At 73.5% G+C, this 25,215-nt stretch carries 24 protein-coding genes; 14 read left to right on the top strand and 10 right to left on the bottom strand.

Annotated elements, in window-relative coordinates:
• Positions 1-7 precede the first annotated feature (7 nt).
• The 4 genes from AB0K25_RS09985 to npdG all read left to right on the top strand — a co-directional run bounded on the left by AB0K25_RS09985 (position 8) and on the right by npdG (position 3,194).
• On the top strand, positions 8-979 hold the full coding sequence (locus AB0K25_RS09985; protein ID WP_208566406.1) for an enoyl-CoA hydratase/isomerase family protein: 972 nt from the start codon (positions 8-10) through the stop codon (positions 977-979).
• Between the two features lie 8 nt (positions 980-987).
• Complete coding sequence (locus AB0K25_RS09980; protein WP_357533921.1) at positions 988-1,971, top strand: LLM class flavin-dependent oxidoreductase; 984 nt, start codon at positions 988-990, stop codon at positions 1,969-1,971.
• Positions 1,968-2,303, top strand: coding sequence for a VOC family protein (locus AB0K25_RS09975; protein ID WP_219460814.1), 336 nt, complete (start codon positions 1,968-1,970; stop codon positions 2,301-2,303). Before AB0K25_RS09980 ends, AB0K25_RS09975 begins: the two co-directional genes overlap by 4 nt.
• A gap of 228 nt (positions 2,304-2,531) precedes the next feature.
• Complete coding sequence (npdG, locus tag AB0K25_RS09970) at positions 2,532-3,194, top strand: NADPH-dependent F420 reductase (RefSeq protein WP_219460834.1); 663 nt, start codon at positions 2,532-2,534, stop codon at positions 3,192-3,194.
• 268 nt (positions 3,195-3,462) lie between these two features.
• Here npdG and AB0K25_RS09965 read toward each other — a convergent pair whose 3' ends face one another.
• From AB0K25_RS09965 to AB0K25_RS09955, 3 genes are all read right to left on the bottom strand, one after another.
• A complete protein-coding gene (locus tag AB0K25_RS09965; protein ID WP_363819566.1) occupies positions 3,463-4,122 on the bottom strand; it encodes an HNH endonuclease family protein in 660 nt (219 codons plus the stop codon).
• A 103-nt stretch (positions 4,123-4,225) separates the two neighbouring features.
• A complete protein-coding gene (locus tag AB0K25_RS09960) occupies positions 4,226-5,125 on the bottom strand; it encodes an RNA polymerase sigma-70 factor (protein WP_219460839.1) in 900 nt (299 codons plus the stop codon).
• Positions 5,126-5,190: 65 nt separating this feature from the next.
• Positions 5,191-5,934, bottom strand: a complete 744-nt coding sequence (locus AB0K25_RS09955) for an SDR family oxidoreductase (RefSeq protein WP_219460842.1) — start codon at positions 5,932-5,934, stop codon at positions 5,191-5,193.
• Positions 5,935-6,270: 336 nt separating this feature from the next.
• On the opposite strand from AB0K25_RS09955, the gene AB0K25_RS09950 reads away from it, so the two are divergent.
• The 6 genes from AB0K25_RS09950 to AB0K25_RS09925 all read left to right on the top strand — a co-directional run bounded on the left by AB0K25_RS09950 (position 6,271) and on the right by AB0K25_RS09925 (position 10,868).
• On the top strand, positions 6,271-7,065 hold the full coding sequence (locus tag AB0K25_RS09950; RefSeq protein ID WP_363819563.1) for a dienelactone hydrolase family protein: 795 nt from the start codon (positions 6,271-6,273) through the stop codon (positions 7,063-7,065).
• 102 nt (positions 7,066-7,167) lie between these two features.
• Positions 7,168-7,437, top strand: a complete 270-nt coding sequence (locus AB0K25_RS09945) for a GlsB/YeaQ/YmgE family stress response membrane protein (protein ID WP_357533916.1) — start codon at positions 7,168-7,170, stop codon at positions 7,435-7,437.
• 113 nt (positions 7,438-7,550) lie between these two features.
• Complete coding sequence (locus AB0K25_RS09940; protein WP_204926517.1) at positions 7,551-7,820, top strand: metal-sensitive transcriptional regulator; 270 nt, start codon at positions 7,551-7,553, stop codon at positions 7,818-7,820.
• A 126-nt stretch (positions 7,821-7,946) separates the two neighbouring features.
• Positions 7,947-9,347, top strand: coding sequence for an MBL fold metallo-hydrolase (locus AB0K25_RS09935; protein ID WP_363819560.1), 1,401 nt, complete (start codon positions 7,947-7,949; stop codon positions 9,345-9,347).
• 28 nt (positions 9,348-9,375) lie between these two features.
• Complete coding sequence (locus tag AB0K25_RS09930; RefSeq protein WP_357017947.1) at positions 9,376-9,975, top strand: rhodanese-like domain-containing protein; 600 nt, start codon at positions 9,376-9,378, stop codon at positions 9,973-9,975.
• The gene (locus AB0K25_RS09925) at positions 9,972-10,868 is read left to right on the top strand and encodes a sulfite exporter TauE/SafE family protein (RefSeq protein ID WP_363819557.1); all 897 of its coding nucleotides are present in this window, start codon (positions 9,972-9,974) and stop codon (positions 10,866-10,868) included. Before AB0K25_RS09930 ends, AB0K25_RS09925 begins: the two co-directional genes overlap by 4 nt.
• A gap of 134 nt (positions 10,869-11,002) precedes the next feature.
• Here the strand turns inward: AB0K25_RS09925 and AB0K25_RS09920 are convergent, their stop codons facing one another.
• The 3 genes from AB0K25_RS09920 to AB0K25_RS09910 form a co-directional block, all read right to left on the bottom strand.
• Positions 11,003-15,688, bottom strand: coding sequence for a caspase family protein (locus AB0K25_RS09920; RefSeq protein WP_363819554.1), 4,686 nt, complete (start codon positions 15,686-15,688; stop codon positions 11,003-11,005).
• A complete protein-coding gene (locus tag AB0K25_RS09915; protein ID WP_208566394.1) occupies positions 15,685-16,044 on the bottom strand; it encodes a hypothetical protein in 360 nt (119 codons plus the stop codon). The genes AB0K25_RS09920 and AB0K25_RS09915 overlap by 4 nt, the downstream gene beginning before the upstream one ends.
• 162 nt (positions 16,045-16,206) lie before the next feature.
• Complete coding sequence (locus AB0K25_RS09910; protein WP_357533908.1) at positions 16,207-17,493, bottom strand: helix-turn-helix domain-containing protein; 1,287 nt, start codon at positions 17,491-17,493, stop codon at positions 16,207-16,209.
• Between the two features lie 83 nt (positions 17,494-17,576).
• On the opposite strand from AB0K25_RS09910, the gene AB0K25_RS09905 reads away from it, so the two are divergent.
• Both AB0K25_RS09905 and AB0K25_RS09900 read left to right on the top strand, forming a co-directional pair.
• Positions 17,577-18,668, top strand: coding sequence for a ferredoxin reductase (locus AB0K25_RS09905; RefSeq protein WP_357533906.1), 1,092 nt, complete (start codon positions 17,577-17,579; stop codon positions 18,666-18,668).
• A 14-nt stretch (positions 18,669-18,682) separates the two neighbouring features.
• On the top strand, positions 18,683-19,828 hold the full coding sequence (locus AB0K25_RS09900; RefSeq protein ID WP_208566391.1) for an acyl-CoA desaturase: 1,146 nt from the start codon (positions 18,683-18,685) through the stop codon (positions 19,826-19,828).
• Positions 19,829-20,050: 222 nt separating this feature from the next.
• Here the strand turns inward: AB0K25_RS09900 and AB0K25_RS09895 are convergent, their stop codons facing one another.
• Positions 20,051-21,067, bottom strand: coding sequence for a hypothetical protein (locus tag AB0K25_RS09895; protein ID WP_357533902.1), 1,017 nt, complete (start codon positions 21,065-21,067; stop codon positions 20,051-20,053).
• 277 nt (positions 21,068-21,344) lie between these two features.
• Between AB0K25_RS09895 and AB0K25_RS09890 the strand changes: the two genes are divergently transcribed.
• Positions 21,345-21,665, top strand: coding sequence for a multidrug efflux SMR transporter (locus AB0K25_RS09890; protein WP_208566389.1), 321 nt, complete (start codon positions 21,345-21,347; stop codon positions 21,663-21,665).
• Between the two features lie 224 nt (positions 21,666-21,889).
• Here the strand turns inward: AB0K25_RS09890 and AB0K25_RS09885 are convergent, their stop codons facing one another.
• Both AB0K25_RS09885 and AB0K25_RS09880 read right to left on the bottom strand, forming a co-directional pair.
• Positions 21,890-22,069: a hypothetical protein gene (locus tag AB0K25_RS09885; protein WP_208566388.1), complete on the bottom strand. Its 180-nt coding sequence runs from the start codon at positions 22,067-22,069 to the stop codon at positions 21,890-21,892.
• 204 nt (positions 22,070-22,273) lie between these two features.
• Complete coding sequence (locus tag AB0K25_RS09880; RefSeq protein ID WP_357017926.1) at positions 22,274-22,987, bottom strand: spermidine synthase; 714 nt, start codon at positions 22,985-22,987, stop codon at positions 22,274-22,276.
• Positions 22,988-23,181: 194 nt separating this feature from the next.
• On the opposite strand from AB0K25_RS09880, the gene eccB reads away from it, so the two are divergent.
• A complete protein-coding gene (gene eccB, locus AB0K25_RS09875) occupies positions 23,182-24,567 on the top strand; it encodes a type VII secretion protein EccB (RefSeq protein ID WP_357533898.1) in 1,386 nt (461 codons plus the stop codon).
• Between the two features lie 24 nt (positions 24,568-24,591).
• On the opposite strand, the gene AB0K25_RS09870 is transcribed toward eccB, so the two are convergent.
• Positions 24,592-25,197, bottom strand: a complete 606-nt coding sequence (locus AB0K25_RS09870; protein ID WP_219460876.1) for a class I SAM-dependent methyltransferase — start codon at positions 25,195-25,197, stop codon at positions 24,592-24,594.
• Positions 25,198-25,215: the final 18 nt, after the last annotated feature.

The raw sequence follows: 25,215 nt of genomic DNA, 5'->3' as shown, positions 1-25,215 counted from the left end.
ACCCGCCGTGAAGAAGACCGAAGCCGAGCTGCTGGAAAGCCAGTGGGACGTCGAGAACATGGAGGTCGACCCCGAGGTCCTGGCGAAGTACGTCCGCTACGACGTCGACGAGGAACGGGCCGTCGCCACCATCACCTTCGACCGCCCGGAGCGACTCAACGCCATCCCGGTGGCCGCCTTCGAACGCGTCGGCGACCTGGTGAAGGAGGCCGAGACCGACGACCGGGTCAAGGTCATCGTGTTCACGGGGGAGGGGGAGCACTTCGGCACCGGCGCCGACGCCGCCGAACTCGGCCACTACATCGGCTACAAGACCGGCACCGACAAGGCGTCCCGGCGTCGCCCGGCGCAGCGGCAGCGCATCCTGCCCGACCGCAACGTGCTCAGCTCCGGCTTCACCCGACCGATCATCGAGTCGCTCAAGGCGACCATCTGCCAGGTGCAGGGCTACTGCTACGGCGGGCACTTCCAGATCGCGCTCTCCGCCGACATCGTCATCGCCTCCCCGGACGCCCGGTTCACCCACCCGGCGTTCCGCTACCTCGGTCCCGCCCCGCAGGACATGTACCACTGGATCGAGAAGGTCGGCCTGACCACGATGAAGGACGTCATGCTCACCATGCGGGCGATCGGTGCCGAGGAGGGTGAGCGCAAGGGCCTGGTCACCAAGGTCGTACCCCGTGAGGACCTGCAACGTTGGGTCGACGACTACGCCGACGCGATCGCGGTGATGCCGCTGGACTCGCTGATGATGGGTAAGTCGATGATGCAGGTGGTGATGGAGGCCCGGGGTAAGGGTCTCGGGGCGATGACGGGTTGGGTCGGGCACGGCTGGGCCACCAACGTCAGCTTCGCCGAGGGGGACTGGAACTTCCTCAAGGAGCGCCGGGAGAAGGGCATCGGGCAGGCGCTGGCCGACCGGGACCGGCTCGTCGCCCCGTACTTCCGGCTCAGCGACAGCCGGTCGCGGGAAGAGTAGGCGACGGCGTGAAGTTCGGCATCCTGCTCGACCACCAGTACGCCCCCGGCGACGACCTGGGCCGGCGCATCGGTGAGACCGTCGAGTACGTCCAGCACGTCCGCGACCTGGGCTACGACTCGGTCTTCGGCATCCACCACTACCTGTCGTCGCTGAGCACCCCGCAGCCGCTGCCGCTGCTGAGCCGGCTCATCGACCACTCCGGGACGATGCAACTCGGCACCGGCATCCTCATCCTGCCACTGGGCCACCCGGTGCACTGGGCCGAGGAGATCGCCACCATCGACCAGATGTCCGGTGGCCGGTTCGTCCTGGGCATCGGGTCGGGCTACCGGGACGCCGAGTTCACGTCGTTCGGTATCGAACGGCGCACCCGGGTGTCCCGGATGAACGAGGCCCTCGCCGTGATGCAGCAACTGTGGACCGGGGAGCCGGTGCACCACGAGGGCAAGCACTTCACCCTGGACGGGGTGCGGTGCAGCGTACTGCCGGTGCAGCGCCCGCACCCGCCGGTCTGGGTGGGCGCCAACGGCCCGACCGGCATCGCCCGGATCGCCCGGCAGGGGCTGCCCTGGCTGGCCCCGTCCAACGTGCGCCGCAACTGGGCCGTCGGCAACCTGGCCGACTACCGCGAACAGCGACGGGCCGCCGGCTTCGACGAACGGGACGCGGTCTTCCCGATCCACCGGGACCTGTGCGTGGCCGACTCCGCCGAGGCGGCGTTCGCCGTTGCCGGTGAACAGGTGAAACGCTCCTACGGCGAGTACGTCCAGTACGGCATGGACTTCTTCGAGTCGCAGTGGGACGCGATCAAGGAAAAGGCGCTCTTCTTCGGCTCGCCCGACGACATCGCCGCCAAGATCCAGGATTTCGCCGACGCCGGCTACAACCACTTCGTGTTCCGGGCCCAGTGGCTCGGCCTGCCGATCGAACGGTCGATGGAGATCGTCGAGCGGTTCGCCCGCGAGGTCATGCCGAGGTTCCGCCCATGAGGATCGGTCACGTGATCGTCCCCGCCGACGACCTGGACGCCCAACTAGCCTTCTACACCGCGCTCGGGTTGACCGTGAAGTTCCGCGACGGCGACCGGTACGCCGCGGTCACCGACGGCACGGTCACCATCGGCCTCGCCGACGCCACCCAGCAACCCGTCGCCGGCCGCACCGTGCTCAGCATCCAGGTCGACGACCTCGACGCCTGCCTGGCCCACCTGATCGCCGCCGGCGCCACCGCCACCGACCCGGTGACCGGCCCCCACGAACGCCGGGCCCTGGTCACCGACCCCACCGGCACCCCCCTGACCCTCTACCAACCCCACCCCTGACCACCCCAAACCCACCCCACCCCAAACCCACCCCCACCCCGCTCCTGCTCCGGTGATCAAGAGAAAAGCGTCAGGAATGATCTCCACGATGACGTAAACCTCTTGATCAACTGACGCAAATCTCTTGATCACCGCGACGGCGGGGCAGGGCGTGGGGCGGGAGGGAGGGCCGGCGGGACGGAGATCGGGACTGTGTGGGGCGGGCGGTGGGACGAGAAGGAGACGTACGTGAGTGTGAGTGACGAGCTGCGGGACCGTACCGTCGGCGTGCTCGGCGGGACCGGGCCGCAGGGGCGGGGGTTGGCCCGGCGCTTCGGGGCGGCCGGGTTGGACGTCGTGCTGGGGTCGCGGGACGCCGGGCGGGCCGCGCAGACGGCCGCCGGGTTGCCCGGCCGGGTCCGGGGCGGGTCGAACGCCGACGCCGCCGCGCAGGCCGACATCGTGGTGGTCGCGGTGCCGTGGGACGGGCATGCCGAACTGCTCACCACGCTCGCCCCGGCGCTGGCCGGGAAGATCGTCGTGGACTGCGTGAACCCGCTGGGCTTCGACAAGCAGGGTGCCTATGCCCTGCCCGTCCCGGAGGGCTCCGCCGCCCAGCAGGCCGCCGCGATCCTCACCGGGTCGCGGGTCGTCGCCGCGTTCCACCACGTCTCCGCCGTACTCCTGGAGGACCCGGATCTCGACACGGTCGACACCGACGTGCTGGTGCTCGGCGACGACCGGGAGGCCACCGACCTGGTCCGGGCGCTCGCCGACACCATTCCGGGGGTACGGGGCGTGTATGGCGGGCGGCTGCGCAACGCGCACCAGGTCGAGGCGTTCACCGCCAACCTCATCTCGGTCAACCGGCGCTACCGCGCCCACGCGGGCCTGCGGATCACCGACGTGTGATCCGGTCCGGGCAGAGGGAGCAGACGGCACCGATCTCCCCCGGACCACCGCAGGGGTCACGGTCACTCGGTTGACCCCTGCACCCGGTCCGTCGACCCCGTCGGTCCTTGACCCCGTCGGTCCGTCGACCCCTGCACCCGGTCCGTCGGTCCGTCGACCCCGTCGGTGAGGTACCCCCGTCGGTCAGGTGACCCCACCCGTCGACCCGCCGGTTCGCTGGCCCCGGCGTTGCGTGTCCGCATCGGGGCGGCGCGGGCGACGGGGTCGCTCAGTACGCGTAGGTGACCGAGACGGTGGCGTTGGGGCAGCCGCCGGCCAGGCTGGTCAGGGCGCTCCTCTCGACGCTGTCCACGGTGAGCCGCCAGCGGATCTTGGTGGCCACCCATTCGGTGACGTACCGGCACCGGGCGGCGGCGTACGGCGGCAGCCAGCTGGCCGGGTCCTGGTCGCCCTTGGACTGGTTGACGTTGTCGGTGACGGCGGCCAGCGGGCGGCTGTCGCCGAGATCGTTGGCGTACGCCTGGCGGCGGCTGGTGCTCCAGGTACGCGCGCCGGAGTCCCACGCCTCGGCCAACGGCACCATGTGGTCGATGTCGAGGTCACCGGTGGCGGTCCAGGAGGCGTTGTCGTAGTAGGAGTACCAGCGTCCCCCGGCCAGCGCGCAGGTGCCGGTGACGGTGGGCGCGCTGACCGCCTCGGCGAGCAGCACCTCGTTGCGGGTGGTGCAGCCGTCGCCGTCGGCGTCGATCCAGTGCGGGAAGAGGTCGCGGCTGTAGCCGGTGCGGTTCTCGGCGGCGACGGGCAGGCCGGCGACGGCGGTGGTCAGCGGGGCGGAGTAGCCGGCGGCCTCGGCGGGGTGGGCGAGGCCGAGCGTGGCGGCGAGGACCGCGGTGGGGATGGTCGCGGCGGCACGCAGGCGTCGGTTCATGGGTGCTCCGTCCGGTCAGATGCGGCTCCGTTGCCACATGTATAGACGGAAGTCGAATGGTCGGTCTACCGGTCGTTGCGTGAACGGTGGCGGAAATCGCCGGTCAGCGTCGGGCCGGCAGCCGACCCAGCTTGTCCGGGTTGACCACCAGCAGGAGCCGTTCGATGCCCCGGGCCGAGGTGTCCACCGTGATCAGGGTGACCGGGCGGTCGGTGGCGACCAGTACCGCCGGGCCGCCGTTGACCTCGACCAGGTCGACCGTCGTCGCCCGCCAGTACTTGCGTCGCACGTTGTCCAGGAAGTTCGTCACCCGGGCCACCCCGCACACGTCCAAGCGGGCCGCGTGCACCCGGCCGCCGCCGTCGGCACGGGCCACCACGTCGGCGGTGAGCAACCGTTCCAACGTGGTCAGGTCGCCGTCGCGGGCCGCGCCGAGGAACGCCCGCGTCAGCTGCCGCCGTCGCTGCGGCGGGGCGGGCGCGGACCCCGCCACGGCAAGGTGCCGCCGGGCCCGACTGGCCAGCTGCCGGGCGTTCGGCTCCGACGTGCCGAGCACCTCGGCGATCTCCCGGTACGGGTAGTCGAACGCCTCGCGCAGCACGTACGCGGCCCGTTCGGCGGGAGCCAGCCGTTCCAACAGCAACAGCACCGCCACGTCCAACGCGGCCGCCCGTTCCGCACCGAGGGTCGGGTCGGCACTCGTGTCGACCGGCTCGGGCAACCACGGCCCCACGTACGTCTCCCGGGTGGCGCGGGCGGAGGTGGCCGCGTTCACCGCCAGCCGGGTGGTCGTCGTGGTGAGGAAGGCCGCCGGGTTGCGTACCCCGCTGCGGTCGGTGCCCTGCCAGCGCAGCCACGCCTCCTGCACCACGTCCTCGGCTTCGACGACGCTGCCCAGCATCCGGTAGGCCAGCCCGAACAGCCTCGGCCGCACGTCGAGGAACGCGGCCAGGTCGGCCGCCGCGACGGCCGGTGGCTCGTCGGCGGCGGCCCCGGTCGTCATGGACCCACCGTAGGCGGTGCGCCGCAGGGGCCCGACGTCACCCGACGCCGGGCCCCCGCAACGGGTCAGCGTGCGCGCCACTGCGCCAACCGGGTGCCACCGGTACGGGCGGCGTCGCCGAGCGGGACCAGCGACTGCTCCGCCAGCAACGCCCCGAAGTAGCGCCCCTGCGGGTCGGTGACCACCGGCCGGGGGTCACCGGCGGCGGTCAGCGTCTCCCGGCCCAGCTCGTCCAGGCGCAACCGCTGCGGCCCGGCCAGCTCCACGATCCCGTCGACCGGTGCGCCGGCCGCGATCTCGGCCAGCGCCGTCACCACGTCGTCGGCGGCGATCGGCTGGATCAGCGCGGGCGGCAGGCGTACCTCGTCGCCCGCCACGGCGGACTCGACGATGGCCGGCACGAACTCGAAGAACTGGGTGGCGCGCACCACCGTCCACGGGATGTCCGCCCCGGCGATCAGCGCCTCCTGCGCCACCTTGGCCCGCATGTAGCCGCTGTCCGGGATGCGGTCGGCGCCGACGATCGACAGCGCCACATGGTGCCGTACGCCGGCCTTCGCCTCCGCCTCCAGCAGGGTGCGGGTGGACGTCTCGAAGAACGTCAGGACGGCGGTCTCCTCGAACGACGGCGAGTTCGACACGTCCACCACGACGTCGGCGCCGTCGAGCGCCTCGGCCACCCCCGCGCCGGTGAGCGTGTCCACCCCGGTACGGGGGGAGGCGGCCACCGTGTCGTGGCCCTGCTGCCCGAGCAGCGCCACCAGCCTGCTGCCGATCAGTCCGCTGCCCCCGATGACGACGATCTTCATGGTCGGTCCACTCCCTGTCTGCCCGTGGCGGTCCCACCGCCCCTGCACCACCAACGACCGGGCAGACCCCCGATCCGTGACAACTCCGGCCCGGCACGCCGTCCACCTGGCGGTTTGCCTACCGCAGCCGGGCCGCCGACGCCACCCACGCGGGTCGCTGGCCTGCGGTCACCCGTCCGTCGCCGGGCTGCTGCACCGGTCACCCCCGTCCGTCGCCGGGCCACCCCGCCGGGCATCCCGTCCGTCGCGGGGATGCCGTGCTGTGTTCCGTCGGCTGTTCGCGCACCGGGTAGCGTTCCCGCGGTGGGTGCGCCGGCACCCGGGTGAGGAGACACCATGGCGGGCACGACGACGGTGGAGGTTCCGACCAGTGACGGCGCGGCCGAGGCGTACCTGGCCCGGCCGGCCGGGGACGGGCCGTTCCCGGCGGTGCTGTTCTTCATGGACGCCTTCGGGTTGCGTCCCCGGCTCGCCGAGATGGCCGAGCGAATCGCCGCGCAGGGGTACCTGGTGCTCGTGCCGAACCTGTTCCACCGCGCCGGTCCGATGCCGCGCGTCGACCTCGCCGACCTGGCCGATCCGCAGCGGCGCGGCGAGCTGTTCGGCCGGATCGTGCCGCTGATCACCGCGCTGACCCCGGAGCTGGTGGCCCGGGACGCCGGGGCCTACCTGGACTTCCTCGCCGCCCGCGACGACGTCGCGGCCGGGCCGGTGGCGATCGTGGGGTACTGCATGGGTGGTACCAACGCGTTGCGCGCGATCGAGGCGCATCCGGACCGGATCGCGGCGCTGGCCAGCTTCCATGCCGGCCGGGTCGTCACCGACGCGCCGGACAGCCCGCACCGGGGAGTCGGCACGGTCACCGGTGAGCTGTACTTCGCCCACGCCGACCGGGACGATTCGATGACCGCCGACGACATCGCGGCGTTGGAGGGGGCGCTCGACGCCGCCGGGGTCGCCTACCGCTCCGAGGTGTACGCCGGAGCCCCGCACGGCTTCACGATGGCCGACACCGCCATGTACGACGAACAGGCCGCCGAGCGGCACTGGACGGCGTTGTTCGACCTGTTGGAACGGACCTTCCGGGGATCGGCGCGGCGTTCGGATGACGGTCCCCATGCGAGCGTATGACAGTCGCGTGACATTTGGTCCGTGGCGTCCCGCCGTGGTTTCACCGCCCGCCCACCCGGGGCAGAGTCCAGGTCGACAGCGACTCGCGGAGGGACGACACACGTGGAAGTACAGGGCTTCTTCACCGCCATCATCATCGGTCTGATCATCGGTGCCCTGGGTCGCCTCGTGGTGCCCGGGAAGCAGAAGATCTCGATCCTGCTGACCCTGGCCATCGGCGTGGTGGCCGCGATCCTCGGCACCCTGCTCGCCGGCGCGCTCGGGGTGGACGACACCGGGGGCATCGACTGGATCGAGCTGTTCCTCCAGGTGGCCTTCGCGGCCGGCGGCGTCGCCGTTCTCGCCGGCACGTACGGCCGACGTCGGCACTGACCCGCACCCCCTCGCGTCGGCCCGCCCTCTCCCCGGGGCGGGCCGACGCGGCCGTTGCGGGCGGGTGGCGGTTCGGGTACCCCCGGGGGTATGTTGGTGGCAGGAGGTGCACCGTGAAACTGCGACCGGAGATGACCGGCGACGCGTTGACCCGGCTCAAGCGGGCCCGGGGTCAGCTCAACGCCGTGATCGAGATGATGGAGAACGGCGAGGACTGCCGGGAGGCGTTGACCCAGCTCGCGGCGGTCTCCAAGGCCATCGACCGGGCCGGTTTCAAGATCATCGCCTCCGGGATGCGGCACTGCGACGCGGCGCGTGGGCGCGGTGAGACTCCCGAGATGACCGAGGCCGAGCTGGAGAAGCTCTTCCTGGCGCTGGCCTGACCCACGAACGGCACCCCGCCCGGCCCGCCTGAGCGCATTCCGGGCGGGTACTCCGTACCCCGGAACACGAACACCCGTCTGTCCGTTACATACCCCCAGGGGTATAAGTGAAAAGAGAGGTTTGTCATGACTGTTGAGGTGACGGTGCTCAGCACGTCCTCCCTCGGCGACCGCAGCTACCTGGCCTCCGACGGCCAGGTGGCGGTCGTGGTCGACCCGCAGCGCGACGTCGACCGCATCCTGCGCCTGGCCGGCCAGCGCGACGTCCGGATCACCCACGTGGTGGAGACCCACCTGCACAACGACTACGTCTCCGGCGGCCGGGAACTCGCCCGGCTCACCGGGGCCGAATACCTGGTGGCCGCCGCCGACCAGGTCCGATTCCCCCGGACCCCGGTCGACGACGGCGACGAGGTGCCCGTGTCGGACACCCTGCGGCTGCGGGTGGTCGCCACCCCCGGCCACACCTTCCACCACCTGTCGTACGTCCTGGACACCGCCACCGACGGCGGCTGGCAGCCGGTCGGCGTGTTCACCGGCGGCTCCCTGCTGTTCGGCACCACCGGCCGCACCGACCTGCTCGGCCAGCAGCACGCCCACGAACTAGCCCACCGCCAGCACACCTCCGCCCGACGGCTGGCCGACCTGCTGCCCGACGGCACCCAGGTCTGGCCCACCCACGGCTTCGGCAGCTTCTGCTCCGCCACCCAGGCCGACGCCCCCGACTCCACCATCGGCCGGGAACGGCAGGTCAACCCGGTGCTCCGGCTCGCCGCCGCCGACTTCGTCACCGACATCCTGGCCGGCCTGGACGCCCACCCGGCGTACTACGCGCACATGGGGGCCATCAACGCCGCCGGCGCGCCGCCGATCGACCTCACCCCGGCGACCCGCGCCGACGCCGGGCAACTGCGCGAACGGATCGCCGCCGGGCAGTGGGTGGTCGACCTGCGGCACCGCAAGGCGTACGCCGCCGCGCACCTGGCCGGCACGGTCAGCCTCGGCCTCGACGGGCCGATGTCCACCTGGCTCGGTTGGCTGATCGACTGGGGCACCCCGCTCACCCTGCTCGCCGAGACCCCGGAACAGGTCGCCGAGGCCCAGCGGGAACTGGCCCGCATCGGCATCGACCGGCCTGCCGCCCAGGCCACCGGTGGCCCCGAGCGGTGGGCCGCCGACCCCGGACAGCTCCGCGAGCAGCCCGTCGCCGACTTCGCGGCCCTGGCCGCCGCCCGCGTCGGGAACCCGCCCGCCGGGCTGCCCGCCCCGCAGGTCGTCCTGGACGTGCGGATGACCAACGAGTGGACGGCCGGGCACCTCACCGACGCCGTACACGTCCCGCTGCCCGAACTGTCGGCGCGGCTCGCCGAGATTCCCCCCGGCGCGATCTGGGTGCACTGCGGCTCCGGCTACCGCGCCAGTGCCGCCGCGTCCCTGCTGGCCAACGCCGGCCGGACGGTGGTCGTCGTCGACGACCGGTTCGACCGGGCCGCGCCGGCCGGCCTCACCCTCACCACCCCCGCCTGAGACCCCGGCGAACCCGAAACGAGGAGAGATGGACCCCACCGACCCGACCCGCGAGGCCACCGTCGACACCGACACCCTGCGTGCCCTGGTCGACTCCGGCCGGGCACCCCGGCTGCTGGACGTCCGCACCCCGGCCGAGTTCGAGACCGCGCACATTCCCGGCGCCTACAACGTTCCGCTCGACCTGCTCCGCGAGCACCGCGACGAACTGCGGCGACACCTCGACGAGGAGGTGGTGCTGGTCTGCCGCTCCGGCGCACGGGCCGGCCAGGCCGGTCAGGCGCTCGCCGCCGCCGGGCTACCCCACCTGCGGGTCCTCGACGGCGGCATGCTCGCCTGGGAGAAGACCTCCGCACCGGTCCGGCGGGGCACCCCGCGCTGGGACCTGGAACGGCAGGTACGCCTCGTCGCCGGGTCGATCGTGCTGGTCAGCGTCCTCGGTTCGGTGCTGGTGCCGGGCCTGAAGTGGGTCGCCGCGCTGATCGGCGGCGGGCTCACCGTCGCCGCCCTCACCGACACCTGTGCCATGGGCATGCTGCTGGGCCGGCTGCCGTACAACCGGGGTGCCGGATGCGACCTGGACGGTGTCGTCGCCCAGCTGCGCGGTGACACCGGACGGCAGGGGTGAGCGCCACCCTGCTGCTGACCGTCGGGTTGGCCGTGCTGATCGGGGTCAGCCTCGGCCTGCTGGGCGGCGGCGGCTCCATCCTGGCCGTGCCGCTGCTGGTCTACGTCGCCGACCTGCCCGTACGGGAGGCCATCGCCACCTCCCTGCTCGTCGTCGGTGTCACCAGCCTCGTCGGGGTGCTGCCGCACGCCCGGGCGCACCGGGTCCGCTGGCGTACCGGGCTGGTGTTCGGGCTCGCCGGCATGGCCGGGGCGTACGCCGGTGGGCGGCTTTCCGGTCACCTCCCGCCGACGCTCCTGCTCACCGGCTTCGCGGTGCTGATGCTGGCCACCGCCGCCGCCATGATCCGGGGTCGACGCACCACCGGGAAGGCGGCCGGGCCGCGCGAGCTGCCCCTGGCCCGGGTGCTCGCCGACGGGGCGGTGGTCGGGCTGGCCACCGGCCTCGTCGGGGCGGGCGGGGGATTCCTCGTGGTGCCCGCGCTGGCCCTGCTCGGCGGCCTGCCCGTGCCGGTCGCGATCGGCACCTCGCTGCTGGTCATCGCGATGAAGTCGTTCGCCGGCCTCGCCGGCTACCTCTGGACCGTCGACATCAACTGGCCGCTGGCGGCCGCCGTCACCGTGGCCGCCGTGCTCGGCAGCCTGCTCGGCGGGCTGCTCACCAGCCGGGTGCCGGCCGACGTGCTGCGCCGGTCGTTCGGCTGGTTCGTGCTGGTCATGGGCGGCTTCGTGCTGGTCCGGCAGATGCCCGGCGGGGTGCGGGCCGACCCGGCGCTCTGGACCGGGCTGGCCGGCCTCACGGCCGGTGCGGTGCTCGCCGCGCTGGCCTGTGCCCGCCGGTCGCCCGGCGCACCGGTCGGCGTCGACCGGGGGTCGACCCGACCCGCCGGCTGACCACCCCGTCCGGGGCGGGCACTGGTCACCGGGGGCGGCGCAGGTTGCGCATCTTCTCCATCCCCTGCCGGGACCGGATGCTCCGCAGCAGCTCCGTGGTCACCTTCCGGAAGTGGCTGCACTGCTTGCCGAACTCACCCACCGACTCGTCCTTGCACGACTGCAGGAGCCGGTCGGCGTACTCCAGCCAGCTCTTGCCCTCCCACGGGCACGGGCCCTCGATCGGGTCGGCGGACTGGGTCAGCTCCGCGGCCAGCAGGATCGCCCGGGCCATCAGGAACCGGGTGACCGGGGTGACCCGGCCGGCGAGGTGGACCTGCTGGAAGACCCGGCACCCGTCGAAGAAGTGGAAGGCCCGGCCGGCCTGCTCGGGCTGCCGGTGCAGCTCGGCCATCCGCAGGTAGACCGCACCGAGGCCGCGCAGGAGCTGGACCTCGGTGAAGTTCTCCCGCAGGAAGTCGGCGATCGTCGAGTGGGCCTCGTCGGTCACCTCCCGGTCGGCCAGCGGATGCACCCGGGGGGAGGTGTCGAAGAGCTGGTGCAGCTGGTCGGCGAACCGGCTGCCCTCGGCGATCCGCCACACCCCCGGATCGGCGAGGCTGGTGACCACGGCGTCGCCGCTCCACCGCCGGTTGAGCATCGCCGCGACACCGGCGGTGTAGCCGTCGCTGCTCATGATCTCGGCGGCGACCTTCTCGACGTCGGCCCAGTCGATCTCCCGGGCCAGCTCCAGGTCGACCCGGGTACGCAGGATCACCAGCTGCTCCAGGAACGGCCCCTCCCGTTCCTCGGCGGCGAGCAGGTCCCCCGCCTCGACCAGCAGCGGACGGGGGTCGGGATCGTTGCGGGGCCAGGAGAACTGGGCGTAACCGACCACCGCCTCCACCATGGCCAGCCCGTGCCGCAACCGTCCCCGACCGTCGGGGGCGGTGACGGTCAACCGTCGGTAGGCCTCGATCGCCCGCCGGTACTCCCAGATGTAGCGGTGGAACTCCGCCCGGACCTCCAGCACCCCCGGGTGGTCCGGCCAGCGCTGCTCGGCGGCCCGGATGAGATCCCACACCGCGCTGTTGTCGACGTCGTTGCGTCGGGTCACCCCCTGCTCGTCCCGGTAGGTCTCCAGCACCCCCAGCCACCGCCGGTACTGCCGCTCCAGCCCCACCTCCATCTGCAACAGCTCGATGGAGTGGCTGAACCGCCGCAGGTGACCGTCGAGCTTGTCCCGGCGCACCCGGTAGAGCCGACCGATGTTGGTCAGCCGTTCCTGATGCGGGATGCTGCTGACGTCGCGCCCCTCCGGGGTGGAGGCGGCCAGCAGGTTGCCCTCGTTGCTCCACCGGGCCCGGTGGCACCACAGGTCGAGCACCGCGTGGTGCCAGGTGGTGTGCTCCTGGTCGGCCAGCCAGGACTGCACCTCCCGGATCCGACGCAACAGCTTCTGGTCCCGGACCCGGGTACGGGGTGCGTCGCCGCGTGCCGGCGTGTCCACCTCGGCCCGCCACCCCCCCCAACTCGCGTTGGATGCGCAGCTCACGCAGCAGCGACTGGGCGCCCGGCTGGTCGCCGTGCGCCCGTCTGGCGCACTCCAGGGCGGTCTCGGCCTCGGTCGTCGCGTCCCCGAACCGGTTGTTGCGGCGCAGGCAGTGCGCGACGAACAGGTGCACCTCCGCCTCGATGCCCGGCAACAGCGCGAACTCCCCGGCGGTCAGCACCAGGGCCATCGTCTGCTTCGCGGCCTCCAGTTGGCTGACCACGTCCGGGTCGCCGCGGTGCACGGCGTGCAGCAGCCGCCACACGTACATCCGGGTGTCGCTCGGCCACCGGCCCGGCGAACCCCACGACGACGTCAGCGCCTCGACGACCCGCCGGCCCGTCGCCGACTGGTCGGCGAAGGTCGGCTGCTCGGCGACCAGCAGCGTCGTCACCCCGCACAGCCGCATGCTCCACAGACCCCGGTCGCTGTCCGACGCGGACAGGGCCAACCCCTCCTCGACCGCGGCCGTCGCCTCGGACAGGGTCGTCACCCGGTCGGCCAGGCGGTGCTGCCCCCGGGCCCGGCCGCACAGCAGCCGGTGGCGCATCTGCAACACCGCGAACCGGTCCCGCAGGGTCACCGGTTCGGGCATCAGGTCGAACAGGGCGAAGGCGGTGCCGAGCGCGGCCTGCGAGTCGGTGACCCGTCCCGAGGTCAGCTGGAGGTCGACGGTGTTGAGCAGCCAGGAGATGGCCACGTTGATCAGGTCGGGTCGGCTGCCGCCGGCCGCCCGGGCGCACTCGGCCAGCACCGGCGCGGCCCGCTCCCGGGCCGGCAGCAGGCTGGTCCCCGCCCGCAGCCGACGGCCACCGATGAACAGCGCGGTGTCGATCGACTTCAGCAACCGGTGTGACAACGCGTCCCGGTCGGCCTGCCCGATCGCCTCCGCGACGGCGTCGGCGGCGGCCACGAACGCTTCGCGTACCTGCTGGGTCTGCCCGGTGGCCCGCATCGCCTGGTTGAGCTGGGCGGCACCGGCGACCACCGGATAACCGGAGGCGCGCACCGGCCGCTCGGAGCGGGCCTCCCCGCCGTCCGACGGTGACTCGGCGTCGGCCGGCGTGCCGACCGGGTCGGCGGCGGACGGCGCGGTCGCGGCCTCCAGCAGCACCGGGCTGAACGCCGCGTCGCCGGAGTGCGCGGCAGCGAGCTTGGTCAGCGTCTCCCGCAGCCGGGGATACCCGCCCACGGTCTCGTCGAGGCAGCCGATCGCCCGGTCGATGCCTTTCATGACGTGCCGGTCGGAGTTGGCCGGGTGCCGCTGCCGCTGCGTCAGCACCGCCATGACCAGGGCGAACATCGCCTCGGCGACCGGTCCGTCGAGCTGGTCGGGGGTCAGTTCGGCGCCGTCGACGAGGGCCCGGCCGTAGACGTTGCCGCCGCCGGTGCCGCGCAGGGTGGCGGTCAGCGCGTTGCTCAACGCGTGCCGGGTCGACCGGCCCAGGTCGAGCCAGAGCGTGCCGTCGTGCTCCTGCTGGGTGAGGATGCGCGCCTCGACCAGGTGGTGGGTGGCCATCGCGGTGAGCCCGCACCCCATCGACTCGAGCAGCTCGGAGGACATCCACAGACCGTCGGTGACGGCCCAGGCGGTCAACACGGCCAGCGCGCCCGGTCGACCCCGTCCGCCGTCGGTGCCGGTCCACAGCGCGAAGCAGTCGACGTCCCGCAGACCCGCGCCGACCGTCGCGGCGGAGCGGCGCAGCAGCGCGTCGACCAGGTGCTCGACACCGGCCTGTTCGATCCGCTTGTTGAGCACGTCGTTGGCGAGCTCGTCGATCCCGTTGTGCAGCACCCCCGGCAGCCGGACCAGCTTGTCGTCCAGCTCCGTCCAGAGCCGCCCCTCGGCGAGCCCGGCGATGGTCAGACCGCCGCCGTACACCGGGTCGGAGAGCACCTGGTCGACCAGCGCGGTGGCCTCGTCCTCGCTGAGTTCCCGCAGCTGGATCACCGGCAGGTAGCGCAGCCGGCCGTCGCCGCTGACGCTGACCGGTGCCCGGGTCGCCACGATGACCAGCGCCTGGTCGAACACCGGCAGCTCCAGCAGCCGCTCCAGCTCGGCCCGGACCACCTCCGGCGTGGTGCCCAGCCGGGACCCCTCCACGAACAGGATCAGCCGACGCCGGTGCAGCTGCTTCTGCAACTCGTCGACCAGGGTCAGCCGGACCGCCTCCGGGTAGTCCACGCCGTAGTCGGTGACGTCGTCGATGGTCACGTCGAGTTCCCGGGCGAGCACCCCGAGCACCGGCTCGGGCGCACTGCTGTTGGGAATGTCCAGCCGCAGCAGGGCCACGTCGGCGACCCGGTCGGCCTGCTCGGCGAAGCGGGCCAGCACCTCGTCGACGAAGTACCGCTTGCCCGCGTGCCGGGGCCCGACGACCGGCAGGACGGCACCCTGCTTCCCCAGGCTGGCCGCGCCCCGGGCCAGCTCCGGGACCCGGCCCTCGAACGGCACCTGACGCGTCGGCCAGGCACTCTCGAAACCGGCCCGGTCGCTGTGCTCACCGGACGCCCCCGGCGACCGGCGGGGGAACGGCACCGGCCGTTTCTCCGGCGGTCGCCAGGCCACGTTGCGCACCCAGCCCCGGTCGAACTCGGCCGGGCTGCGGGCCGGTCGGGGATAGCCCGCGCCGGCCAGCAGCTCCCCGGCCTCCCGCAGCACGTCCGCGGGCGTCAGCCACTGCGCCGCGTCCGCCCCGCCATGGGCGAGGACGTCCAGCAGCGCCCTGGTGAACGGGGTGTGCAGCTCCTCCGGGCCGGCGTCCAGCGCCGGCCCGCTGCGGACGGCCGCCAGCAACTGCCAGCCGCTGAGTTCCTCGTCCACCCGGAACGGCTCCGCCGGCAGGGCGGCGCTGGCGTTGCCCGCGTGACAACAGTCGAGAATCAGCAGCCGGTGCCGGGCACCGGCCCCCTGCGCGGCGGCCACGAAACCCTCCACCGGGAACTCGGTGCCGGGGTTGTCGGTGGCCTCCCGGGGCAGCAGCCGCATCGACCGGCCCACCCGGACGGCGTGGCCGGCGTAGTAGACCACCAGCACGCCGTCCTCGCCGACCAGTTGCGCCGCGTCCTCGACGTAGCCGGCCAGGTCGTCGGCCGACGGGTCGTGCACCACGTTGATCCGCCGCCTCGGCAGGCCCCACACGGCGGGGTCGGCGAACGCGGTGGCCAACGCCTCGATGTTGTCCCGCGCGGCAGGCACGGTCAGCGCCAGGTGGTCGTACCGGCTGACGCCCAGCAGGACGGCGCGGGACTTCGTCGGGTCGAACCGTGGTTGGTGCGCAGTGGTCACCGCAGGCCCTGCCGGAGCACCGCGATGACGTCCTCGGCCGAGCCGCTCGCCTCGATCTTCACCTCCCGGGTGCCGTCCGGGCTGTCGGTGAGGGTGACCGTGACGGTGGTCTCCGCACCCCGACGGGCGCCGCGTCGGGCCTGGAACCAGTCGTACACCGCCTGGATCACCACGGGCAGCAGGACGTCCTGGCCGACGAACTCCAGCACCTCGGCCGCGCCCAGGGTGCCCGGTTCGGGGGCGGTGTGCAGCAGCCGGACCCGGGCGTCACGCAGCTCCGGATCGGCCGCCAACTCGTCGCGAAGGTCGTGCACCGGCGACTCGTCGGAGGCCGAGACGGAGAAAATCAGACGCATGCCGCCATCATGGCCCACGTCCTCGCGCGCTGTCAGCCGCCGGACGCGTTCCTGTCGTCCTGTCGACACAGTCACTCCGACCGTCCACTGCGGCCGGTCCCGGTGACCGAGGTGGTGGGACGCCGGACGGTCCGTAGTGGAGCGCGGTCGCGGCGTCCCGCCTCACGGCCGCCGGGCCTCGGACGAAGGCGGAGGCGCGGTGGCCGGTGGGTGCTCGGCGGGCCCGCCGTCGCCCTCGGCGGGCGGGAACGCCAGCGCCACCGTCAGGTCGAGCACCGTGCCGGGCTCGTTCAGCCGGTCGCCGTACAGCTCGCGCAGCCGACCCATCCGGTAGCGGACCGTCTGCGGGTGCACGAACAGGTCGGCGGCGACGTCGTCGCGGCGGCCCTGGTGCAGCAGCCAGGAGCGCATCGTCTCGGCCAGCCGCGCGGCGGTCGCCGGGGAGAGGTCGGCCAACGGCGCGAGCACCTGGGCGCGCAGGTCGGCCAGCGCCTCCGGGTCGGTGTGCAGCACCAACCGGGCGAGGTGCTGCTCGGTGTCCAGCGCGGTGCCGTCCGCCGGTCGCGGCACACCGAGCACGAGCGCCTTCAACACCCGCTGGTACGACCGGGCCACCGCGACCCAGGGGCGGGCCGGCCCGAGCACCGCGCGGTGCCCGTGCAGCACCGTGCCGAGCTGCCGACGCCGGCTGCCGTGCATGTCGGGTACGAGCAGCAGCGCCTCCTCCTCGGCCCGCTGCGCCCCGGGCAGGTCCTCGCCGCTCTCCAGGGTGTGCGGGGGCAGCACCGCGAGCACCCCGCGCAGGCTGCTGCGGGGCAGCACCACCACGGTCAGGGTCTGCGGCGGGGACCACTCGGCCCGTTCGGCGCTGCGCCGTAGTACCTCCTCCGGATCACCGGCGAGCAGGTGCTGGGTGAGCCGGTCCAGGTCGCGCCGCCGGGCCCGGCCGACGTTGGCCAACTCGTCGGAGTGGCCGGCGACACTGGCGGCGGAGAGTTCGTCGATGTAGGCGAACATCAGCTCGGCGAACTCGGCGACCGTCTCGGCGGACAACCCGCTGCGCACGGTGGTGGTGGAGACCTCCCGCCAGGCCACCCGGGCCCCCACCCGGTACGCGGCCAGCAGCGCGTCCATGCTCCGGCCGGCCCGCGCCTCCCCGGCGCCCAGCGCGTACGCGGCCTCCAGCGCCCGGCTCAGCGGGGTGCTCGGGTCGGCCGTCCCGGCCCGCTCGATGAGCTGGAGGAATGTGCCCAACGCCACCCGTACCGCGTTTTCGATCTTCTCGCGCATCTGGCCGGTGAGGGTGCCGGAGTAGGCGGACACCTCGGCGGTGATGGTGGTGACGGTGTGTGCGGCGACCATCGGCAGCCGGCCGCGTAACCGCTCGGCCACCTGGGCGTCGAGCTCCAGTCGACCGCCGAGCTGACCGGCTGCCCCTGATTCCGGCATGTTGTTCCCTCCGCACAAGTTACCGCATCGGATTCACCTTCCTTGGTCAAGATGTTATGCGGAATAGCGAGCACTCTGGGGTCATGACCACCACCGTCCCGCATCCCCCGGCGAAGACGTCCGTCCGGGACCGGCTCCTGCGGTTGGCCGAGACGGTCACCACCCCGCTGCTGCCGGCGGACTACCTCGACCTGGTCGCGCCGCTGCGCGCCGGGGCCGCCCTGCGCGGGCGGATCGTCGCCGTCGACCCGGAGACCCGGGACGCGGCGACCCTCACCATCCAACCCGGCCGCGACTGGCGTGGCCACCTCCCCGGCCAGTACGTCCGCCTCGGCGTCGACGTCGACGGGGTGCGACAGTGGCGGGCCTACTCGGTGACCTCTGCCCCGGACCGTCCCGACGGCCTGATCAGCGTCACCGTCAAGGCCATCCCCGACGGCCGGGTCAGCAACCACCTGGTCCACCGGACCCGGGTGGGCACCATCGTCCAGCTCGACCAGGCGACGGGCGACTTCGTCCTGCCCGACCCGATCCCGGCCCGGGTGCTCTTCCTCACCGCCGGCAGCGGCATCACCCCGGTGATGGGCATGCTGCGTTCCGGCGTGCCCACCCGGGCCGACGTGGTGGTGGTGCACTCCGCGCCGACCCCGGACGACGTCGTGTTCGGCGGGCAACTGCGTGCGCTGGCCGCCCAGGGCGGTATCCGGCTGGTCGAGCGGTACACCGACCGGGACGGCCTGCTCGGCGTCGACGAGCTGGCCGACCTGGTGCCCGACCACCTCGACCGGCAGACCTGGGCGTGCGGCCCGGTCGGGATGCTCGACGCGGTGCAGGAGCACTGGGCGGCGGCCGGCGTCGCCGACCGGCTGCACACCGAGCGGTTCCGGCCGACGGTCATCGCCCCCGGTGAGGGCGGCACCGTCACCTTCACCCGGGCCGGCCTCACCGTCGCCGCGGACGGCGGCACCCCCATCCTCGACGCCGGTGAGGCCGCCGGGGCGCTGATGCCGTCCGGTTGCCGGATGGGCATCTGCTACGGCTGCGTGCTGCCGCTGCGCCAGGGCGCGGTGCGCGACCTGCGCGACGGGACCCTCACCACCGCCCTGCCCGGCGACGGTGTGCTCATTCAGACCTGCGTGTCGGCGGCGGCCGGTACCTGCGACATCGATCTCTGACCAGGAGGCCGGACGTGACCGTCATCCAGCACAAGCCCGTCAACCCGATCGCCCACCTGAGTGCCGAGGACATCGAGATCCTCGGCAAGGAGCTCGACGCCATCCGGGACCGGGTGCTCGCCGAGCGCGGCGAGAGCGACGCCGCCTACATCCGCAAGGTGATCAAGACGCAGCGGACGCTGGAGATGAGCAGCCGCGCGGTGCTGCTCTTCTCGCTCTTCCCGCCGGCCTGGGTGGTCGGCACCGCCGGCCTGGCGGTGGCCAAGATCCTTGAGAACATGGAGATCGGCCACAACATCCTGCACGGCCAGTACGACTTCATGCGCGACCCGAAGATCCACTCCACCACCTGGGAGTGGGACCACGTCTCCCCGGCCGAGCAGTGGAAGCACTCGCACAACCAGCTGCACCACACGTACACCAACGTGCTGGGCAAGGACAACGACCTCGGGTACGGCATCATGCGGGTCGACGAGGACCAGAAGTGGTACCCGATGCACCTCGGCCAGCCGCTGTGGAACTTCCTCAACGCCTGCTTCTTCGAATACGGCATCGCCGCGTACGACCTGGAGCTGGGCCGCAACCTGCGCAAGGGCCGGCACAAGACCCCCGAGTTCCGGGCCCGGCTGCGCGGGGTCGGCCGCAAGATCCGCCGCCAGGTGCTCAAGGACTACGTCATCCATCCGCTGCTGTCCGGCCCGTCCTTCCTCAGCACCCTGGCCGCCACCTTCACCGCGAACCTGATCCGCAACCTGTGGAGCCACTCCGTGATCATGTGCGGGCACTTCCCCAACGGGGTGGAGACGTTCTCCAAGACCTCGATCGAGGGGGAGACCCGGGGTGAGTGGTACCTGCGGCAGATGCTCGGCTCGGCCAACATCAGCGGCAGCCGGCTGATGCACGTCATGACCGGCAACCTGTCCTTCCAGATCGAGCACCACCTCTTCCCCGACCTGCCCAGCAAGCGTTACCAGGAGATCGCCCCGCAGGTACGGGCGCTGTTCGACAGGTACGGGCTGTCCTACACCACCGGCCCGCTGCCCAAGCAGGTCGCCTCCGCATGGTGGAAGGTCATCCGGCTGTCCCTGCCCAACCGTGGGGCGGCCCGGCCGACCACCGACGAGCGCCCGGCCCGCGCCCTCGCCACCTCCGGGGTCTGACCCCCGCAGACGGCGGCCCGACGGCGGCCACGGTGTACACCGTGGCCGCCTGCCGGCACCGGTGCAGGTGGTCTCGAACGCGGCCTGTGGAGCCCCACCGGGCGGGTCCGAGCCGGCGCCGGCCGGGCCGGGCGGACCGTCAGTCGTCCCCGTCGGCCCGGCCCACGCCCCGGCCAGCCCCGCCGCCCGGCCGGGACGCGGCCGGGCCCGCCGCGTGGCCCGTCAGCAGCCGGTCCAGCGCACCGGGGTGAGCCGGTCACCCACGGTCCAGCCGACCACCATGCCGTTGTCCGCGATCGCGCCCGCCCGGACAAAGCGGATCTTGTTGGTCACCCCGGGCAGCGGCGTCACCCGGTCACCGTGCCCCACCGCCGACTCGCCGAGCACCACACCGCTGGCCGTCACACCGTAGATCCGCCACCCCACCGCCGGATGGACCGGCGTCGCCGCCCCGGTGCGCAGGTTCCACCGCTGGGGGGTCCCGTCGCCCTCCTCCGGGGTGTCGTCCACCCCACCGGCGGCCCAGTCACCCCGGCCCGCGCTCGCCCAGGCGCGGGGTTTGCCGGGCACGCTGAGCCAGCGGATGCCGCCGTCGGGGCGACGTACCCAGCCCGCGTAGCTCGGCGGTCCGGACGGCCCGACTGAGGTGCCGACGACGCTGCCGTCGTCCAGGACCGCGTTGGCGATCCCGTCGGTCAGCGGCGCGACAGTCTCGACCGCGTCCGGCCGGTCAGCCGGCCACCGCAGCGGGAGCTGGGTCTCGGTGGCCTCCACCGAGCCGTGTCCCACGATGTCGCCGCGTGCGTTGATCCCCTCGGCCCAGACGTTCGAGACGGTCCCCGGGACGGGTAGTTCGGTGAGCAGGCCGTCCTGGTAACGCCAGGGGCGGTACGTCGCGGACATGGACCCGTTGCCGATCACCACGCCGGCCGGGTTGATCCCGGTGACCTCTCCGGCCAGCGGGGTGTCCACGGCGGTGACCCGGTTGCCCTGCCAGATCAGCAGGACCTGCTCCCACACCCCGTCGGTGATCCGGGTGCCGATGCCGGCGACGAACCGGCCCGTCGGGTCCACCGCCTGGGCCTCGCCGTGCGTCACCCCCGCCGGCAGCGGCAGCGGATGCAGCGCGCAGTACCGCAGGCTGTCCCGGCGTGGGTCGGCAGCCGCCGTCCCGGGCAGGCCCAGTGCCGCGGTGAGCAGGCCGACCGCAGCCCCGGCGAATGCTCGTTGACCGATCATGGTGGCTCCTTCGGACGTGGTGGTCCCGGCACCCGCCCGGCCCGCCACGTCGGCCGGACCCGGCGCGACCGGCGCGGGTGGGTCCGGCGTACCGGCCCGTCCCGGTGTGTCGACCGGGCGGACCAGACGACGGTGCTGACTGTATGACGGTCGGGGTCGGGGCCGGGTTACGCGGTGTCCGATACGCGACCGGCCCCGCCGGGCCGTCCCGCGTCAGACCCCGCCGGGCCGTCCGGGGCGGTGCGCGATCATGGGGGTACGCAGCGGAGGGATTGAGATGGCCTACGTGTTCCTGCTGATCGCGATCAGCGCCGAGGTGGGCGGCACCAGCCTGCTCAAGGCGACGCAGGGGTTCACCCGGCTCTGGCCCACGGTGGGGCTGGCCGTCGCCTACCTGCTGGCCTTCGGGATGCTCGCGCTGGCCGTCCGGGACATCCCGGTCGGGGTGGCGTACGCGATGTGGTCGGGGCTGGGCACCGCGGCGATCGTCGCGATCGGCGCGGCCTTCCTCGGCGAGCCGTTGAGCGCGTCGAAGGTGATCGGGGTGGGCCTGATCATCGGGGGAGTGGTGGTACTCAACCTCGGCGGGGCGCACTGAGCCAGCCGCCTCGCCCCCGGCCCGCAGCCGGGGCCGCTGGCGGGGTGCGTGCGGGTGGGCACCGGATCGCCCGGGTCGGCACCTCCCGGTGCCGCCCGGTGGGCGCGGTGGCCGGTGGGCGCGGTGGCCGGTGGGCGCGGTGGCCGGTGCGACGCCACCGGGGAGGCGGCGGGACCCGGGCCCGCACGGCGGGACCCGGGTCCGTGCGTGGTTACCGGCGTCGGCTAGCGGCGGCCTGCGGAGTGCCGGTGCACCGCCTGCCGTCCCCGCAGGAACGCCAGCACGATCACCACCAGCAGCGCGACGAGACCGATGATCGCCAGCCAGCGGACCGCCTCCAGGAGCAGCCCGAGCAGGATGAGCGCGCCGCCGACGACACCGACGACGAAGAGCATGGCCCGCATGTCCACCTCCTCTGACAGCACTGACCGGGCGGCATTCCCGTTTGCCGCCGCCGTACGCCTCGACCGGCGTCGCGTCGCGTGTCCCGTGGGCGGTGCGCCACCTCCCGGTGGGCCGGCGTGGCCGGTGCCGGACCGGGCCCGAGCGGCCGGTGCCCCTGGGCCGGCCGCAGCGGTGGGACGGGCGTCGGGCGGGTCGCCGCAGGCTCAGCGCCGGGCGACGTAGACGGTGTTGGCGGACTCCCCGCCGGTCAGCGGGTTGGCGAACGGGACGACGTGCGCCTGCCAGGTGGGGAACACCTCGGCGAGGACCCGGCCGAACGCGTCGTCCGGCGGGTCGTCCGACCAGAGCGCGAAGACCCCCTCGGGCAGCAGCAGGTCGGCCAGCCGGCGGAGGCCGTCGGGGGTGTAGAAGGCGGCGTGGCTGGGGTGCAGCACGTTGCGGGGGGAGTGGTCGACGTCGAGCAGCACCGCGTGGAAGCGGCGGCCGGGCTGGTCCGGGTCGAAGCCGACGCCGGCGGCGACGGTGGCGAAGAAGTCGGCCCGGACGAACCGGGTCCGCGGGTCCGGGGCGAGGCCGGCGGCGAAGGGGAGCAGTTGGCGGCGGTGCCAGTCGATGACGTCCTCGATCGTCTCCACCACCAGCACCGAGCGCACCCGGGCGTCCTCCAGGGCGGTACGCGCGGTGTAGCCGAGGCCGAGGCCGCCGACGACCACGTCGAGCGGCTCGTCGGCCAGCGGGGCCAGGCCCAGCCGGGCCAGTTCGATCTCGGCCACCGGAAAGAGGCTGGACATCAGGTACTCGTCGTCGAGCTTGACCTCGTACACGTCGACGTCGAGTGCGGGGTCGCGCCGTCGGCGCAGGCTGATGGCGCCGATCGGGGTCTCCCGCCAGGCCAGTTCCTCGAATCGCACGCCCACCCGGCCACCCTTCCACCGTCGTCGTGCCGGGATGCTACCGGGGCGACCGGTTCGGACCGGTGTCGGCTCGCGCACGCCCGCCGGCCGGGGTCCGCCCCGGCCGGCTCCCGGCCCCCGCCGGTCGGCGACGGAGGGTCAACGGGACATCGACACAGCGCATATCCTGTCCGCCGAGGACTCGCGGAAGGGACGCCATGCCGTCGCGGCAGGACCAGCTCCACTCCTACCAGTTCACCGTGCAGCGGGCCGTCGCCGCCCTGGTCATGCGGGAGACCGACCCGGCGCGGTCGCCGTTTCGCCGGTTGGCCGGCACCGGGTTGGCCAGTGTCCTGGTCGCGGCGATCGGGCTGGGCGGCTTCGCCCTCTACGGTCTGTTCGCCGGTGGCGGGTCGGCCTGGCGCGACACCGGGGCGGTGGTCGTGGAAAAGGAGTCCGGGGCCCGGTTCGTCTACCGCGACGGCAGGTTGCACCCGGTGCTCAACTACGCGTCGGCGCTGCTGATCGTCGGGGCGGACCGGTCCCGCACCGTGCTGGTGTCGCGTCGGTCCATCGAGGGGGTGCCGCGCGGCCTGCCACTGGGCATCGCCGACGCGCCGGATTCACTGCCCGCCCCCGGTCGGCTCTCCACCGCCCCGTGGACGGTGTGTTCGCTGGAGCCGACGGAGGCGGGTCGGGCGACCTCCCGGTCGGCCCTGCTGATCGGCCGGGAGGCGACCGGCGGGCGGCGGCTCACCGAGGAGGCGGTCCTGGTCCGGCACCCGGACGGCGGCCTGCACCTGATCTGGCACCAACGCCGGTACCTGCTGCGCGACACCGCCCGGGTGCTCGCGGCGCTGGCCGCCACCCGGGAGCGCGCGGTTCCGGCCGCCCCGGCGTTGCTCAACGCCCTGCCGGCGGGCGTCGACCTGGCCCCGCCCCCGGTGGCCGGTCTCGGCGAGCCCTCCGCCGAGGTCGCCGGAGCGACGATCGGGGACGTCTACCTGGTCCGCAACTCCGGCGGTGGCCGACAGTACGCGGTCGCCGAGCGGGCCGGCCTGGCCGGCATCACCGAACTCCAGGCCGCCCTGCTGATGGCCCGCACCGGCCAGGACGAACCGGCCCCGGTCAGCCTGGGTCGGTTCGCCGCGCTGCCCAAGCTGCCGGATCTGGTGCCCGCGGGCCCGGCCGCGCCGCCTCCGGCCCCGCCGCGCCTGGCCGGCGTGGACGACGGCGCGCTCTGTGCCCGGGTCGGCGTCGACGGCGTGGTCCGCGACATCAGGGTCGGCGCGACCGTGCCGGACCTCTCGGCCGCCGCCCGCACCGCCGACGGCTCGGGCGGGGTGCGCGTGGACCAGGTGCTGGTCGAGCCGGGCCGGGGCGCGGTGGTCGAGTCGGTGGCCGCGCCGGGTGCGGACGGCGGTGCGGTCTCCGTGGTCACCGACCTGGGCCGCCGCTACGTGCTCGCCGACGGTGAGGTGCTCGGGATGCTCGGCTACCAGGGGGTCACCCCGGTCCGGCTCCCCGCCGGCCTGGTCAGCCTGGTCCCCGCCGGCAGCCCTCTCGACCCGGCCGCCGCCCGGGCCGTCGCCGCCCCGTCCTGACCGATTCCGCCCACCCCGGGCGGTTCAGCCGGTCGGGCGGCGCAGCAGGCTGACCGCGAAGTCGGCGTCGTCCCGCCAGGGGCGCAGGTCCCAGGTGGCGAAGCGCTGGTCGAGGCGGAGGCCGGCGGCGGCCACGTCGGCGTCGAAGTGGTCGAGCCGGTAACCCCGGTCGAGACCGAAACCGACGAGCACCACCCCGTCGGGGCGCAGGTGGGCGGCGATCCGGGTCAGCACTGTCGGTTCGGTGCCGGCGGCGACGAAGGCCATCACGTTGCCGGCGACCACGGCGGCGTCGAAGGGCTCCCCCTCGCCGGAGCCGGCGAGATCCAACTCGGTGAGGTCGGCGACCAGCCAGCGGGGCCCGGGGTGGTCGGCGCGGGCCGCCTCGATCAGGGTGGGATCGGCGTCGACCCCGACCACCCGGTGCCCCCGCGCGGCGAGGGCGGCACCGACCCGGCCGGTGCCGCAGCCGGCGTCGAGGATCCGCGAACGGGGGGCCACCACCGCGTCGACCAGGCGGGCCTCACCCGCCAGGTCGGCACCCTCGGCGGCGAGCCGCCGGAACCGGTCGATGTACCACTGCGAGTGTTCGGGGCCGGTCTCGGTCGCCCACCGGGTCGGGTTGGTCATGTCGCCACGGTAACCGGC

Source organism: Micromonospora sp. NPDC049257 (assembly GCF_040678915.1).
Taxonomy (GTDB): domain Bacteria; phylum Actinomycetota; class Actinomycetes; order Mycobacteriales; family Micromonosporaceae; genus Micromonospora; species Micromonospora antibiotica.
Note: the sequence above shows the minus strand (reverse complement) of the source record. Positions and strands in the feature narration are given on the sequence as shown.